Origin of the sequence: Streptomyces sp. NBC_01233, from assembly GCF_035989305.1 — a bacterium.
Classification (GTDB): Bacteria; Actinomycetota; Actinomycetes; order Streptomycetales; family Streptomycetaceae; genus Streptomyces.
The window spans coordinates 2,409,165-2,424,810 of the sequence record NZ_CP108514.1 but is presented as its reverse complement, the minus strand read 5'-3'; the positions used below and the strand labels follow the sequence as shown (position 1 = coordinate 2,424,810).

Annotated in this window: 14 protein-coding genes; 8 read left to right on the top strand and 6 right to left on the bottom strand. The window is 70.6% G+C overall.

Features of this window, described 5'->3' with window-relative positions:
* The first annotated feature begins 47 nt into the window (after positions 1-47).
* From OG332_RS11320 to pgi, 5 genes are all read left to right on the top strand, one after another.
* Positions 48-1,262, top strand: a complete 1,215-nt coding sequence (locus tag OG332_RS11320; RefSeq protein WP_327413329.1) for a phosphoglycerate kinase — start codon at positions 48-50, stop codon at positions 1,260-1,262.
* A gap of 18 nt (positions 1,263-1,280) precedes the next feature.
* Entirely contained in the window at positions 1,281-2,057 is a 777-nt protein-coding gene (tpiA, locus tag OG332_RS11315; protein ID WP_327419181.1) for a triose-phosphate isomerase, read from the top strand.
* 130 nt (positions 2,058-2,187) lie between these two features.
* Entirely contained in the window at positions 2,188-2,418 is a 231-nt protein-coding gene (secG, locus tag OG332_RS11310; RefSeq protein WP_189973883.1) for a preprotein translocase subunit SecG, read from the top strand.
* A 181-nt stretch (positions 2,419-2,599) separates the two neighbouring features.
* Positions 2,600-2,935, top strand: a complete 336-nt coding sequence (locus OG332_RS11305) for an RNA polymerase-binding protein RbpA (RefSeq protein WP_010352468.1) — start codon at positions 2,600-2,602, stop codon at positions 2,933-2,935.
* Positions 2,936-3,086: 151 nt separating this feature from the next.
* Complete coding sequence (gene pgi, locus OG332_RS11300) at positions 3,087-4,793, top strand: glucose-6-phosphate isomerase (protein ID WP_327419180.1); 1,707 nt, start codon at positions 3,087-3,089, stop codon at positions 4,791-4,793.
* Positions 4,794-4,851: 58 nt separating this feature from the next.
* On the opposite strand, the gene pgl is transcribed toward pgi, so the two are convergent.
* The 5 genes from pgl to tkt form a co-directional block, all read right to left on the bottom strand.
* Positions 4,852-5,631 carry a 6-phosphogluconolactonase gene (gene pgl, locus OG332_RS11295; protein WP_327413328.1) on the bottom strand — a complete coding sequence of 260 codons (780 nt, stop codon included), beginning with the start codon at positions 5,629-5,631 and terminating at the stop codon, positions 4,852-4,854.
* 269 nt (positions 5,632-5,900) lie between these two features.
* Positions 5,901-6,956, bottom strand: a complete 1,056-nt coding sequence (gene opcA / locus OG332_RS11290) for a glucose-6-phosphate dehydrogenase assembly protein OpcA (protein WP_327413327.1) — start codon at positions 6,954-6,956, stop codon at positions 5,901-5,903.
* Positions 6,953-8,479, bottom strand: a complete 1,527-nt coding sequence (zwf, locus tag OG332_RS11285) for a glucose-6-phosphate dehydrogenase (RefSeq protein ID WP_442816140.1) — start codon at positions 8,477-8,479, stop codon at positions 6,953-6,955. The genes opcA and zwf overlap by 4 nt, the downstream gene beginning before the upstream one ends.
* A gap of 5 nt (positions 8,480-8,484) precedes the next feature.
* Complete coding sequence (gene tal, locus OG332_RS11280; RefSeq protein WP_327413326.1) at positions 8,485-9,603, bottom strand: transaldolase; 1,119 nt, start codon at positions 9,601-9,603, stop codon at positions 8,485-8,487.
* A 34-nt stretch (positions 9,604-9,637) separates the two neighbouring features.
* Positions 9,638-11,743: a transketolase gene (tkt, locus tag OG332_RS11275; protein WP_327413325.1), complete on the bottom strand. Its 2,106-nt coding sequence runs from the start codon at positions 11,741-11,743 to the stop codon at positions 9,638-9,640.
* Positions 11,744-12,076: 333 nt separating this feature from the next.
* Between tkt and OG332_RS11270 the strand changes: the two genes are divergently transcribed.
* The 3 genes from OG332_RS11270 (at position 12,077) to OG332_RS11260 (ending at position 14,600) form a co-directional block, all read left to right on the top strand.
* Entirely contained in the window at positions 12,077-13,018 is a 942-nt protein-coding gene (locus OG332_RS11270; RefSeq protein ID WP_327413324.1) for a heme o synthase, read from the top strand.
* 24 nt (positions 13,019-13,042) lie between these two features.
* Positions 13,043-13,411, top strand: coding sequence for a hypothetical protein (locus OG332_RS11265; protein WP_327413323.1), 369 nt, complete (start codon positions 13,043-13,045; stop codon positions 13,409-13,411).
* 94 nt (positions 13,412-13,505) lie between these two features.
* On the top strand, positions 13,506-14,600 hold the full coding sequence (locus OG332_RS11260; protein ID WP_327413322.1) for an amidohydrolase: 1,095 nt from the start codon (positions 13,506-13,508) through the stop codon (positions 14,598-14,600).
* A 56-nt stretch (positions 14,601-14,656) separates the two neighbouring features.
* Here the strand turns inward: OG332_RS11260 and OG332_RS11255 are convergent, their stop codons facing one another.
* A complete protein-coding gene (locus OG332_RS11255; protein ID WP_327413321.1) occupies positions 14,657-15,646 on the bottom strand; it encodes a COX15/CtaA family protein in 990 nt (329 codons plus the stop codon).

The window sequence follows — 15,646 nt, the reverse complement described above, 5'->3', positions numbered from 1 at the left end:
CTCCCTTCCTCGCCCTTCGAGTGAAGGACACAAAGGAGTAGGTACACATGAAGACGATCGATGAACTCCTCGCCGAGGGCGTCAAGGGCAAGCGGGCCTTCGTCCGCGCGGACCTGAACGTCCCGCTGGCCGAAGGCACCATCACCGACGACGGCCGCATCCGCGCCGTCCAGCCCACGATCGCGAAGCTCGCCGCCGCCGGCGCCCGCGTCATCGTGGCCTCGCACCTGGGCCGCCCCAAGGGAACCGGCGTGGAGCCGGCCTTCTCGCTCGCCCCCGCCGCCACGCGCCTCGGCGAACTGCTCGGTGCGGACGTCGCCTTCGCCGCCGACACCGTCGGCGCCTCCGCCAAGGAGACCGTCGCGGCCCTCGCCGACGGTCAGGTGGCCGTCATCGAGAACCTGCGCTTCAACGCCGGTGAGACCTCGAAGGACGACGCCGAGCGCGGCGCCTTCGCGGACGAGCTCGCCGCGCTCGCCGACGTCTACGTCGGCGACGGCTTCGGCGCCGTCCACCGCAAGCACGCCTCGGTCTTCGACCTGCCCGCGCGCCTCCCGCACGCGGCCGGCTACCTCATCGCCACCGAGGTCGGCGTCCTGAAGAAGCTCACCGCCGAGGTCGAGCGCCCGTACGTCGTGGTCCTCGGCGGCGCCAAGGTCTCCGACAAGCTGGCCGTCATCGACGAGCTGCTCGGCAAGGCCGACCGCATCCTCATCGGCGGCGGCATGGCCTACACCTTCCTCTACGCCAAGGGCTACGAGGTCGGCATCTCCCTGCTCCAGAAGGACCAGGTGGAGAAGGTCAAGGAGTACATGCAGCGCGCCGAGGACACCGGCGTCGAGCTGGTCCTCCCGGTCGACGTGCTGGTCTCCGCGGAATTCCCGGACCTCAAGCACAAGACCCCGGCCAACCCCGAGACCGTCGACGCGGACAAGATCCCCGCCGACAAGGAGGGGCTGGACATCGGCCCGAGGACGCGCGAGCTGTACGCGTCGAAGATCGCCGATGCGAAGACCGTCTTCTGGAACGGCCCGGTCGGCGTCTTCGAGCACCCCGACTACGCCGGCGGCACCACGGCCATCGCCCGGGCACTGCTCGACAGCAGCGCCTTCACCGTCGTCGGCGGCGGAGACAGCGCCGCCGCGGTCCGCATCCTCGGCTTCGACGAGAATGCTTTCGGCCACATCTCGACCGGTGGCGGCGCCTCCCTCGAATACCTCGAGGGCAAGACGCTCCCCGGCCTCGCCGCCCTGGAGGGCTGACCCCTTATGTCTGACGCTGTGAACGGCCGTACCCCGCTGATGGCGGGCAACTGGAAGATGAACCTCAACCACCTCGAGGCCATCGCCCACGTCCAGAAGCTCGCCTTCGCGCTCGCCGACAAGGACTACGACGCCGTCGAGGTCGCGGTCCTGCCGCCCTTCGTCGACCTGCGCTCGGTCCAGACCCTGGTCGACGGCGACAAGCTGAAGATCAAGTACGGCGCCCAGGACCTCTCCGCGCAGGACTCCGGCGCCTACACCGGCGAGATCTCCGGCTCCATGCTGGCGAAGCTGAAGTGCACGTACGTGGCCGTCGGCCACAGCGAGCGCCGCCAGTACCACGGTGAGACGGACGAGATCTGCAACGCCAAGGTCAAGGCCGCCTACCGGCACGGGATCACCCCGATCCTGTGCGTCGGCGAGGGCCTGGACGTCCGCAAGGCCGGCCAGCAGGTGCCGTACACGCTGAGCCAGCTCGACGGCGGCCTCAAGGACGTCCCGGCCGAGCAGGTCGAGTCCATCGTGATCGCCTACGAGCCCGTCTGGGCCATCGGCACCGGCGAGGTCGCCACCCCCGACGACGCCCAGGAGGTCTGCGGGGCGATCCGCACCCGCCTCGCGGAGCTGTACTCGCAGGAGCTGGCCGACAAGGTCCGCATCCAGTACGGCGGCTCGGTGAAGTCCGGGAACATCGCGGCGATCATGGCCCAGCCCGACGTCGACGGCGCCCTGATCGGCGGCGCGGCGCTGGACGCGGACGAGTTCGTCAAGATCGTCCGCTTCCGCGACCAGTGAGTATGCGGTAGGGCCGATCCGTCGTACCCTTGCGGGGGCCAGGGGCTGGACCATCAGCCACTGGCCCCCGCGCACATCCCGCAAAGCCGGAAAGCCTGAAAAAGCCAGAAAGTAGGAATCAGCCGTGATTATGGGGTTCTCGATCGCCCTGATCGTCTTCAGCGCCCTGCTGATGCTGCTCGTGCTGATGCACAAGGGCAAGGGCGGCGGCCTCTCCGACATGTTCGGCGGCGGAATGCAGTCGTCGGTCGGCGGTTCCTCCGTCGCGGAGCGCAACCTGGACCGCATCACCGTCGTCGTGGGTCTGCTGTGGTTCGCGTGCATCGTCGCGCTCGGTCTGCTCATGAAGGCGAGCAGCTGACCGTTCTGGCCATTCCGGCAGTCCTGTCGGTGGTGCCCGGCCTATCATGAGGTCCGGCGTTCAAGCGCGGAATCAGTAACTCCGCTCACTGGACGTGCGTTGGGCCTTACGTAGACTTGGGCGCTCCGCGGCGGAAATTCCACTCACACTCCGCGGCACCATCACGCAGGGAGTTACGACCGTGGCAAGTGGCAACGCGATCCGTGGTAGCCGGGTCGGAGCGGGGCCGATGGGTGAGGCAGAGCGCGGCGAGTCCGCGCCCCGCCTGCGCATCTCCTTCTGGTGCTCGAACGGGCACGAGACGCAGCCGAGCTTCGCCAGCGACGCACAGGTGCCGGACACCTGGGACTGCCCGCGCTGCGGGTTCCCGGCCGGCCAGGACCGGGACAACCCGCCCGCGCCGCCGCGCACCGAGCCGTACAAGACGCACCTGGCGTACGTACGGGAACGGCGCTCGGACGCCGATGGCGAGGCGATCCTCGCCGAAGCGCTCGCCAAACTCCGCGGCGAGATCTGACACCGCCCCAAGTATGTGACGTGAGGCCCGGCCCCGCAGGAACCATCTCCTGCGGAGCCGGGCCTCTTTGTGTGCGTTGCGCCGCTTCTGATCCCTTAGGTTGGAGAACGGCGGGGCACGACAGGACGGAAGAAGTGGGTTGATGTCCGAGATGAACGCAAATCAGGCCGCCGCGCGAAGCGCGTCAAGCGAGGGTGGTGGTGGGCGACGGGAGGGACGTACGAAGCTCAACCGGATGCCCGAGTGGCTTGCACTCGGCAAGCACCGGGAGGAATTCGGGCAGACGCATCTGCGGGAGCTGTTCGAGGAGAATCCCGGCCGCGGCGCCGGCTACACCCTGCGGGTCGGGGACCTGCACATCGACTACTCGAAGCACCTCGTGACCGACGAGACGCTCGCACTGCTCCGCGAGCTGGCCGCGGCCACGGGCGTGGCCGAGCTGCGCGAGGCGATGTTCCGCGGCGAGAAGATCAACACGACCGAGGACCGGGCGGTGCTGCACACCGCCCTGCGCGCGCCGAAGGACGTCGTCGTCGAGGTGGACGGCGAGGACGTGGTCCCCGGCGTGCACGAGGTCCTGGACAAGATGGCCGCCTTCGCCGACCAGGTGAGGTCGGGGGAGTGGACCGGCTTCACCGGCAAGCGGATGAAGAACGTCGTCAACATCGGCATCGGCGGATCCGACCTCGGTCCGGCCATGGCCTACGAGGCCCTGCGCGCCTTCGCCGACCGCGGCCTGACCGTGCGCTTCGTGTCCAACGTCGACGGCGCGGACCTCCACGAGGCCGTGCGGGACCTGGACCCGGCCGAGACGCTGTTCGTCATCGCCTCCAAGACGTTCACCACCATCGAGACCATCACCAACGCCACCTCGGCGCGCGGCTGGCTGCTGGCGGGTCTCGGCGGCGACCAGGCGGCCGTGGCACGCCACTTCGTCGCGCTGTCGACCAATGCCGAGAAGGTCACCGACTTCGGCATCGATCCGGCCAACATGTTCGGGTTCTGGGACTGGGTCGGCGGCCGCTACTCCTTCGACTCGGCCATCGGCCTCTCCCTGATGATCGCGATCGGCCCGGGCGCCTTCCGTGACCTGCTGGCCGGCTTCCGCCTGATGGACCAGCACTTCCGCACGGCCCCGGCGGAGGAGAACGCCCCGCTCCTCATGGGCCTGTTGGGGATCTGGTACGGCGCCTTCTTCGACGCGCAGTCGCACGCGGTGCTCCCGTACAGCCACTACCTCTCGCGCTTCACCGCGTACTTGCAGCAGCTGGACATGGAGTCCAACGGCAAGTCCGTGGACCGCGACGGCAATCCGGTCGAGTGGCAGACCGGCCCGGTGGTCTGGGGCACGCCCGGCACCAACGGGCAGCACGCCTACTACCAGCTGATCCACCAGGGGACGAAGGTGATCCCCGCGGACTTCATCGGCTTCGCGAAGCCGGTGGCCGAGCTGGAGGCGGCCCCGGCGGCCCAGCACGACCTGCTGATGGCCAACTTCTTCGCACAGACCCAGGCGCTGGCCTTCGGCAAGACGGCGGACGAGGTGCGCGCCGAGGGGGCGTCGGAGTCGCTGGTCCCGCACAAGACCTTCCACGGCAACCACCCGACGACCACCGTCCTGGCGACCGAGCTCACCCCGGGGGTGCTGGGCCAGCTGATCGCGCTGTACGAGCACAAGGTGTTCGTACAGGGCGCGGTGTGGAACATCGACTCCTTCGACCAGTGGGGCGTCGAGCTCGGCAAGGTGCTCGCCAAGCGCGTCGAGCCCGCCCTGACCGAGGGCGCGGACGTGCCGGGCCTGGACGCCTCGACGAAGGCACTGGTGGCCACGTACCGGAAGCTGCGCGGCCGGAGCTGACCGGCAACGACGGAGGGGCTCGCTCTCCTCGGGAGAGCGGGCCCCTCCGTCATACCGGTCAGGAGGCCGGGGGGTACATCCCGGTCGGGAGCTTGGCCGCCGCCGCACGGTCCAGCAGCCACAGGGTGCGGGAGCGGCCGTAGGCGGCCGCGGCCGGGGCCTGGACCTCGCCCGCGCCGCCGAGGGCGATGGACACCGCACCCGCCTTGTCCTCGCCCGCCGCCAGCAGCCAGACTTCACGGGCCGCCCGGATCGCCGGAAGCGTCAGCGAGATCCGGGTGGGCGGGGGCTTCGGGGCGCCGTGGACGCCGACCACCGTCCGCTCGCTCTCGCGGGCCGCCGGGTGCTCCGGGAACAGCGAGGCCACGTGCGTGTCCGGGCCCACGCCCAGCATCAGCACGTCGAAGCGGGGGACCGGACCGTGGTCCTCGGGGCCGGCCGCCTTCGCCAGCTCGGCCGCGTAGGCGGCCGCGGCCGCGTCGACGTCGGCCCCGTACGGGCCGTCCGAGGCCGGCATCACGTGCACGCGGGCGGGGTCCACCGGGACCGAGTCCAGGAGGGCCTCGCGGGCCTGGGTGTGATTGCGCTCGGTGTCGTCGGCGGGGACGTACCGCTCGTCGCCCCACCAGAGGTCCAGCCGCGCCCAGTCGACGGCGTCGCGGGCGGGGGCGGCGGCCAGTGCCGCGAGGAGGCCGTTGCCGTTGCGTCCGCCGGTGAGGACCACGGACGCGGTGCCGCGGGCCGCCTGCGCGTCCACGATCTTCGTGATGAGCCGGGCCGCGGTGGCCTCGGCCATCAGTTCCTTGTCCCGGTGGACGACGACCTGAGGAGTCGTCATACCCATGTGCTGCCGCCTTTTGTGTAGTTCCGGGGTGCGGTGGTGCGGGTGCCGCTGTGCGGGGCCCTTCCCCCACCCCGCCCCTTCCGGAAACCGGGGGCTCCGCCCCCAGACCCCCAGCGCCTCAAATGCCGGCGAGGCTGAATCTCTCAGCCCGTCCGGCGTTTGAGGACCGGGGTCTGGGGCGGAGCCCCTGGGGGCACCTCCCAGCGGTAGCTGGGGGAGAAACGGTGAAAGGGCGGGGTGGGGGAGAGCCCCGCAGGGCCCCGTTACTTGTTCGCGGCCTTCTTCGACGGCTTCGCGGCCGGCTTCGGGGGCTCCGGCTTGGCCTCGGCCTCCGGCTTGGCCTCGGCCTCGGGCTTCGCCGGGGCCTCGGGCTTGGCCGGAGCCGGGGGAGCCGACGGCTGCAGCTTCGCGACGCCGAACTTCAGCGCGGACTCGTACGTGTTGTCCGGGTCCAGCCGGCGCAGCTCCTCCGCCAGGAGCTCGGCCGTGTCGCGGCGCTTCAGCGCCACCGCACGGTCGGGCTGCCCCGGCATGCACAGCGTGGCCAGTGCCCCGTCCGCGCGGTCCAGGACGATGTCGCCGTCCTTGGTCGACAGGCGTACCGCCGTCAGGCCGGGGCCCGAGGACAGCGTGCGCGTGACCGGGACCTTGAGCCGGTCCGCCAGCCACATGGCCAGCAGTTCGCAGCTCGGGTTCTCGTCCTCGCCCTCGACGGTCGCCGAGGTGACCGACAGCTGCTGCTGGTCCAGCGCGGCCGCCAGCATGGAACGCCACGGGGTGATGCGGGTCCACGAAAGGTCCGTGTCCCCCGGGGCGTACGCCGCCCCACGGGCGCTGAGTTCCCGGGTCGGGTCCTCGCACGAGTACGTGTCCGAGATCCGGCGCTGGCCCAGCGTCCCCAGCGGATCGCCCGCCAGGTCCGCAGGCGCACCGTCCGGCCACCAGACGACCACGGGGGCGTCCGGCAGGAGCAGGGGGAGAACCACCGACTGGGCGTGGTCGACCAGTTCGCCGTGAAGGCGGAGCACGACCGTCTCACCGCTGCCGGAGTCCGCCCCGACGCGGACTTCCGCGTCGAGCCGGGCGTCGCGGCGGCTGCGGGGGGAGCGGCTGGCCCGCCTGATGACGACGACGATCCGCGAGGGGTGTTCGTGGGACGCGTCGTTCGCCGACTTGAGCGCGTCGTACGCGTTCTCCTCGTCGGTCACGATCACCAGCGTGAGGACCATGCCGATGGCCGGCGTGCCGATGTCCCGGCGCGCCTGCACCATCGCGGCATTGATCTTGCTGGAGTTGGTCTCCGTGAGGTCGATCTTCATGGCCGGCGCCAGCTCCGTCCGTCTCGTGCGAGCATCTCCTCCGCCTCGACCGGCCCCCAGGTGCCCGACGGGTACTGCGCGGGCTTGCCGTGCTTGTCCCAGTACTCCTCGATCGGGTCGAGGATGTTCCAGGAGAGCTCGACTTCCTGGTGACGCGGGAAGAGGTTCGCGTCGCCGAGGAGCACGTCGAGGATGAGCCGCTCGTACGCCTCGGGGCTCGACTCCGTGAAGGACTCGCCGTAGGCGAAGTCCATCGTGACGTCCCGGACCTCCATGGAGGTGCCCGGGACCTTGGAACCGAAGCGGACCGTCACGCCCTCGTCCGGCTGGACCCGGATGACCAGGGCGTTCTGCCCCAGCTCCTCGGTCGCGCCCGACTCGAACGGCAGGTACGGGGCGCGCTTGAAGACCACGGCGATCTCGGTCACCCGGCGGCCCAGGCGCTTGCCGGTCCGCAGGTAGAACGGGACGCCCGCCCAGCGGCGGTTGTTGATCTCCAGCCGGATGGCCGCGTAGGTGTCGGTCTTCGACTTGGGGTCGATGCCGTCCTCTTCGAGGTACCCGACGACCTTCTCGCCGCCCTGCCACGCCGCCGCGTACTGGCCGCGCACGGTGTGCTTGCCCAGGTCCTCGGGCAGCTGCACGGCGGTCAGCACCTTGAGCTTCTCCGCCACCAGCGCCTTGGGGTGGAAGGAGCCGGGCTCCTCCATCGCGGTGAGCGCGAGCAGCTGCAGCAGGTGGTTCTGGATGACGTCACGGGCCGCGCCGATGCCGTCGTAGTACCCGGCCCGGCCGCCGATGCCGATGTCCTCGGCCATGGTGATCTGCACGTGGTCGACGTACGACCGGTTCCAGATCGGCTCGAACATGGTGTTGGCGAAGCGGAGCGCCAGGATGTTCTGGACGGTCTCCTTGCCGAGGTAGTGGTCGATCCGGAAGACCTCGTCACGGGGGAAGACCTCGTGAACGACCTTGTTGAGCTCCTCGGCGCTCTTCAGGTCGTGGCCGAAGGGCTTCTCGATGACGGCACGCCGCCAGGAGCCCTCCTTCTGGGCCAGCCCGTGGTCCTTGAGCTGCTGGACCACCTTCGGGAACCACTTCGGCGGGACCGACAGGTAGAAGGCGAAGTTGCCGCCCGTGCCCTGCGCCTTGTCCAGCTCGTCGATCGTCGCCTTCAGGGTCTCGAAGGCCGCGTCATCGTCGAAGTCGCCCTGCACGAACCGGCAGCCCTGCACCAGCTGCTGCCAGACCTCCTCCCGGAACGGGGTGCGCGAGTGCTCCTTGACGGCCTCGTACACCTCCTGGGCGAAGTCCTCGTGCTCCCACTCGCGGCGGGCGAACCCGATCAGCGAGAAGCCGGGCGGGAGCAGGCCGCGATTGGCCAGGTCGTAGACGGCAGGCATCAGCTTCTTGCGCGACAGGTCACCCGTAACGCCGAAAATGACCAGGCCGGACGGCCCCGCGATGCGCGGGAGCCGCCGGTCCTGTGCGTCACGAAGCGGGTTCGCTCCGTTCACAGACAAGGTGTTCAGGCCTCCGTGGGGGCAAGGCGCTCAAGCTCCGCCTCGGTCGACTTGAGCAGGTCGTTCCAGGACGCCTCGAACTTCTCGACGCCCTCGTCCTCGAGCAGCTGGACCACATCGTCGTACGAAATGCCCAGCTTCGCGACCGCGTCGAGTTCGGCACGGGCCTGCTCGTAGGTGCCGCGCACGGTGTCACCCGTGATCCGGCCGTGGTCGGCGGTGGCCTCCAGAGTGGCCTCCGGCATCGTGTTCACCGTGTTCGGGGCGACCAAATCGTCCACGTACAGGGTGTCCTTGTACGCCGGGTCCTTGACGCCCGTCGAGGCCCACAGCGCGCGCTGCTTGTTGGCGCCGACGCGCTCCAGGGCGGCCCAGCGGTCCGAGGAGAACACCTCCTCGTACGCCTCGTAGGCCAGACGGGCGTTGGCGAGCGCCGACTTGCCCTTGAGGGCCTTCGCCTCGTCGGTGCCGACCGCGTCCAGGCGCTTGTCGATCTCGCTGTCCACGCGGGACACGAAGAAGGAGGCGACCGAGTGGATCAGGGACAGGTCCAGGCCCGCGGACTTGGCCTTCTCCAGGCCCGCCAGGTACGCGTCCATGACCTCGCGGTAGCGCTCCAGCGAGAAGATCAGCGTCACGTTGACGCTGATGCCCTTGCCGATGACCTCGGTGATGGCCGGCAGGCCGGCCTTGGTCGCCGGGATCTTGATGAGCGTGTTCGGGCGGTCCACCAGCCAGGCCAGCTGCTTGGCCTCGGCGATGGTCGCCGGCGTGTTGTGCGCCAGGCGCGGGTCGACCTCGATCGACACGCGGCCGTCCTGGCCGTCGGTGCGGTCGTAGACCGGGCGCAGGATGTCGGCGGCGTCGCGGACGTCCGCCGTGGTGATCATGCGCAGGGCCTCTTCCACGGTTACCTTGCGGGTCGCGAGGTCGGTGAGCTGCTGCTCGTAGCCCTCGCCGCCGCTGATCGCCTTCTGGAAGATCGCCGGGTTGGTGGTGACACCGACCACGTGCGACTGGTCGATGAGCTCGGCCAGGTTGCCGGACGTGATGCGCTTGCGGGACAGGTCGTCCAGCCAGATCGCGACGCCTTCGTCGGAGAGGCGCTTGAGTGCGTCTGTCATGGGATTACATCTCCTACTTGGTTCTGGACCGGCGTCAGCGCGCGGCGGCGGCGAGGCCACCGGTTTCATCGAGGGAAGCCTTGGCGGCGGCGGTCACGGCCTCGGCGGTGAAGCCGAACTCGCGGAACAGCACCTTCGCGTCGGCGGAGGCGCCGAAGTGCTCCAGCGACACGATGCGGCCGGCGTCGCCGACGTACCGGTGCCAGGTCAGGCCGATGCCGGCCTCGACCGCGACGCGGGCCTTCACCGAGGAGGGCAGGACGCTGTCCTTGTACTCCTGCGGCTGCTCCTCGAACCACTCGACGGACGGCATGGAGACGACCCGGGTCGGGACGCCCTCGGCCTGGAGCTGCTCGCGGGCCTCGACGGCGAGGTGGACCTCGGAGCCGGTGCCGATGAGCACGATCTGGGCGGGGCCGCCCTCGGCCTCGAAGAGCACGTACCCGCCCTTGGCGGCGTCCTCGTTGCGCTCGTAGGTCGGCACGCCCTGGCGGGTGAGCGCCAGACCGTGCGGGGCGCCCTTGCCGAACACCTTGGTGTGGCGCTTGAGGATCTCGCGCCAGGCGATGGCGGTCTCGTTGGCGTCGGCCGGGCGGACGACGTTCAGGCCCGGGATGGCGCGCAGCGAGGCCAGGTGCTCGACCGGCTGGTGGGTCGGGCCGTCCTCGCCGAGACCGATGGAGTCGTGCGTCCACACGTACGTCACCGGCAGGTGCATCAGGGACGACAGGCGCACGGCGTTGCGCATGTAGTCGGAGAACACCAGGAAGGTGCCGCCGTAGACACGGGTGTGGCCGTGCAGGGCGATGCCGTTCATGGCCGCGGCCATGGCGTGCTCGCGGATGCCGAAGTGGAGGGTGCGGCCGTACGGGTCGGCCTCCGGCAGCGGGTTGTCCTTCGGCAGGAACGAGGAGTTCTTGTCGATGGTGGTGTTGTTGGAGCCGGCCAGGTCGGCCGAGCCGCCCCACAGCTCCGGGATGACCGCGCCGAGCGCCTGGAGCACCTTGCCGGAGGCGGCGCGGGTGGCGACGCCCTTGCCGGCCTCGAAGACGGGGAGCTCGTCCTCCCAGCCCGCGGGCAGCTCGTTGGCGTTGATGCGGTCGAACGAGGCGGCGCGCTCCGGGTTGGCCGTGCGCCAGGCGGAGAAGTCCTTCTCCCAGGCGGCCTTGGCCTCGCGGCCGCGGTCGAGGGCCTTGCGGGTGTGCGCGATGACCTCGTCGGAGACCTCGAAGGACTGCTCCGGGTCGAAGCCGAGGACGCGCTTGGTGGCCGCGACCTCGTCGTCGCCGAGCGCGGAGCCGTGGGCGGCCTCGGTGTTCTGGGCGTGCGGGGCGGGCCAGGCGATGATCGAGCGGGCCGCGATGAAGGACGGGCGCCCGGTCTCGGCCTTGGCGGCCTGGAGGGCGGTGAACAGCGCCTTCGGGTCGAGGTCGCCGTTCTCCTGCTGCGCGACGCGCTGGACGTGCCAGCCGTACGCCTCGTAGCGCTTGATGGTGTCCTCGGAGACGGCCGTCTCCGTGTCACCCTCGATGGAGATGTGGTTGTCGTCCCACAGCAGCACGAGGTTGCCGAGCTTCTGGTGGCCGGCCAGCGCGGACGCCTCGTGGGAGATGCCCTCCTGGAGGCAGCCGTCGCCCGCGACCGCGTAGACCATGTGGTCGAACGGGGAGGTGCCCGGGGCGGTCTCCGGGTCGAACAGGCCGCGCTCGTAGCGGGCGGCCATGGCCATGCCCACCGCGTTGGCGACACCCTGGCCGAGGGGGCCGGTGGTGGTCTCCACGCCGGCGGTGTGGCCGTACTCGGGGTGACCGGGGGTCTTGGAACCCCAGGTGCGGAACGCCTTGAGGTCGTCCAGTTCGAGCCCGAACCCGCCGAGGTACAGCTGGGTGTAGAGCGTCAGGGACGAGTGCCCCGCGGAGAGCACGAAACGGTCGCGGCCCACCCACTCGGGGTCCGCCGGGTCGTGCCGCATCACCTTCTGGAAGAGGGTGTACGCGGCGGGGGCCAGGCTCATCGCCGTACCGGGGTGGCCGTTTCCGACCTTCTGGACCGCGTCAGCGGCCAGGATGCGGGCGGTGTCGACGGCCCGCTGGTCCAGTTCGGTCCACTCGAGCTCTGTGGTGGTCGGCTTGGTGCTCACCGTGGGTCAGGGCTCCTCTCCACATGTATGAATCCCGGTGACGAACGGTGCACCGGCGCGATTCCGAGCCTACCCCCGCAACGGCGTGCAGCTATTCGAGTGCAGGCAGTCCGTCACCGTGCCGCCGACCCGTGTTCACCCGCGCACGGGGGCCCGGACCGCGGCGTCCCCCGTAGGTATGCACGGTCCGATCGGCCCAACACGAGACGACCCCGGCGCCGGGCGACGTAAGTGCAACGTCTACAGTGGCGTGGTACGCGCAAGCCTCAACCGGGCCTTCATGTTGTGAATGGCCCGAGTCGGAGCTTGCTGGATTCTCTCTCAGGGGTGTGCGTGACGGCCGTCGAATCCCGTCCAGCGGCGTTGCTCGGGACGAGCCCCGGTCACCGGCCGTTCGGGACCCGCGTCATGGCTTTCGTGGCATTGACCAAGCCGCGGATCATCGAACTTCTGCTGATCACCACAGTGCCGGTGATGTTCCTCGCCGAGCAGGGCGTGCCCTCACTGTGGCTGGTCCTCGTGACCTGCTTCGGCGGCTACTTGTCCGCGGGCGGCGCCAACGCGCTGAACATGTACATCGACCGCGACATCGACGCGCTGATGGACCGGACCTCGCAGCGCCCGCTGGTGACCGGGATGGTCAGCCCGCGGGAGTGCCTGGCCTTCGGCCTCACCCTCGCGGTGGTCTCCACCCTGTTCTTCGGCCTGCTCGTCAACTGGCTGTCGGCGGCCCTGTCGCTCGGCGCGCTCCTCTTCTACGTCGTGGTCTACACGATGCTGCTGAAGCGGCGCACCGCCCAGAACATCGTCTGGGGCGGCATCGCGGGCTGCATGCCGGTGCTCATCGGCTGGTCCGCGGTCACGAACGAGCTCTCCTGGGCCGCGGTCATCCTCTTCCTCGTCATCTTCTTCTGGACGCCGCCGCACTACTGGCCGCTGTCGATGAAGGTGAAGGACGACTACGCGCGCGCCGGCGTGCCGATGCTCCCCGTCGTGGCGGGCAACAAGGCCGTGGCGCGCCAGATCGTCCTCTACAGCTGGGTGATGGTGGCGGTCTCGCTGCTGCTGACCCCGCTGGGGTACACCGGCTGGTTCTACACCGCGGTCGCGCTGGCGGCGGGCGGCTGGTGGCTGTGGGAGGCGCACGCGCTGCACGCACGGGCCAAGGCGGGCGTGACGGGCGGGAAGCTCAAGGAGATGCGCCTGTTCCACTGGTCGATCACCTACGTGTCGCTGCTGTTCGTGGCGGTGGCCGTGGATCCCTTCCTCCGCTGATTACTCGCCGGTAGCATGCCCTCCATGGGAGACACCGCAGACACCGCAGACACCGCAGGCGCCGCGGACACCGCAGGCGCCGCGGACAAGAAGCAGGACCGTACGGCGGCGAAGCTCGCCAAGCAGATCGGCGCCTTCGCCAAGCGGCACGGCGGCGCCGAGGGCCAGCTCGCCCACATCGGCCAGGTCGGCACCCGGATCGTGCTCGTGGGTTCGGACGGCGGATGGGGCGACCTGGTGGCGCCGACCTTCGCGGTGGCGCAGCTGGCCGCCGAGAAGGCCGGGCTGACCCTCCACGAGGATTTCGACGGGGAGTTCGCGGCGCGGGTGCGCACCGGCCCCTACGAGTGGACGCGCATGGCCGGCATCCAGCTCGGCGGACGCGAGAACTAGGTTCTCGGTCAACAGCGCGAGCAACACCTCACACCCCGCTCACCCGTTAGGACGTGTGGAAGCCCCTTCCTCACGTCCGCAACGGGATGCCCGGATGATCGAAACGCCGCCCCTGGTGGACCAGTACTGCCACGGAGTGCTCCGTACGGAGCTGGGCCTCGGCACCTTCGAGGCCCAGCTGGTCCGCTCGGCCGGCCCGCCCGCCGCGGGCACCACCTTCTTCGACACCCAGACCGGTTTCGCGGTGCGCCGCTGGTGCCCGCCGCTGCTGGGGCTGGAGCCGCACGCCGCCCCCGCCCGCTATCTGGCCCGGCGGCGCGAGCTGGGCGTGGCCGAGACCGCGCGACGGCTGCTCAGAGGGTCCGGGGTCGCCGCCTACCTGGTCGACACCGGGGTGGCCGGGGACCTCACCGGGCCCAAGGAGCTGGCGCTCGCCGGGGACGCCGAGGCCTTTGAATCGGTCCGGCTGGAGTTACTGGCCGAGCAGGTCGCCGACACCTCCGGCACGGTGTCCGCCTTCCTCGCCAATCTCGCCGAGGCCGTCCACCACGCCGCCGCCGGGGCCGCGGCCTTCACCTGCGCGGCCGCCTTCGACCGCGCGGGCGCCCCGGCCCTCGCGCCCGATCCGCCCGGTCCGGGCGAGGTGCGCGGGGCGGCCGGACGATGGCTGGCCGGGCGGTCCAGGGGCGGGGCCGTACGGGACCCCGTACTCCTGCGGCACCTGTTGTGGAGCGCGGTGTCGTCCGGGCTGCCGCTCCAGCTGCACACGGACGCGGGTGATCCGGCGCCGCTGACGGAGTTCGTACGGGCCACCGCGGGCCTGGGTGCGCGGCTGGTGCTGCTCGGCGGACATCCGCACCACCACCGGCACGCGGCGCGGCTCGCGGCGGCCTTCCCGCACGTCTACGCCGACACCGGACCGGCCCTCGGGCGGACCGGGGCGGGGGCCGCGGCGGTCCTGGCCGAGCTGCTGGAGCTCGCGCCGTTCGGGAAACTGCTGTTCTCCAGCGGCGGCCGGCGGCTGCCGGAACTGCACGCGGTGGGCGCACTGGTGTTCCGGGAGGCGCTGGGCCGGGTGCTGGGCGGCTGGGTCGCGGAGGGGTCCTGGTCCTGGCGGGACGCGGAGCGCGTGGCCGCCATGGTCGCGGCGGGCAACGCCCGCCGCGTCTACCGACTGGACGGGCCTTAGCCGGGCGCCCCTCACTCCTTGCGCTGCCTGCCCACGGGCCCCTCGGCCCGTACGGCTCAGACGGCGGAGAGCTGCGGGTCGCCCTGGGCCGGGGTCCCCGCCTGCTCGGACGGCCGCTCGCGCAGGCTCAGCGCGACCCGGAGCACGGCGATCCACACCAGGCAGGAGCCCAGCATGTGCGCGGCGACGAGGATCTCGGGCAGGTCGGTGAAGAATTGCACGTAGCCGATGCCGCCCTGGGCGAGCAGCACGACCAGCAGGTCGCGGGCGCGCGCCCGGGTGTCGACGGGGGCGTCGACCACGCGCAGCACCAGCCACATCGCGACGGCCAGCGCGCACACCAGCCAGGCGGCGACGGCGTGCACGTGGGCGATGGCCGTCCAGTCGAACGGCATCCGCCTGATCTCGCTGCTGTCGCCGGCGTGCGGTCCGGAACCGGTGACCACCGTGCCCGCCGCGATCAGCACGAGGGTGGTGGCGATCAGTGCCCACGACAGCTTGCGGACCGGGCCCGGTACGCGCGGGCGGGGGGCGGTGTCGCCCTCGGCCGTGCGCTGCCAGGTGACGGTCGTCACGGCGATGAGCGCGGTCGCGAGCAGGAAGTGCCCTGCCACGCTGTACGGGTTGAGGCCCGTCATGACGGTGATGCCGCCGAGCACGGCGTTGGCCATCACGATGACGAACTGGACCCAGCCGAGCTTCGTCAGCGAGTGGCGCCAGGGCTTGGCCGAGCGCGCCGCGAGGATGATCCAGCCGACGGCGGCGCTGAGGACGTACGTCAGCATCCGGTTGCCGAACTCGATGGCGCCGTGGAAGCCCTGGGCCTGCGTCGCGATCAGGCTGTCGTCGGTGCACTTGGGCCAGGTGTCGCAGCCGAGACCGGATCCGGTCAGCCGCACCGCGCCGCCGGTGACGACGATGGCAACGCTCATGACGAGGGCGGCGAGTGCCGCGCGCCGGACGATCCGGGGTGACGGAGTCCAGCGGTCGGCGATGTAAGCGAAGGGGTTCAACACGGCACCTATCGTAGGCGGCGCCTTGTGCAA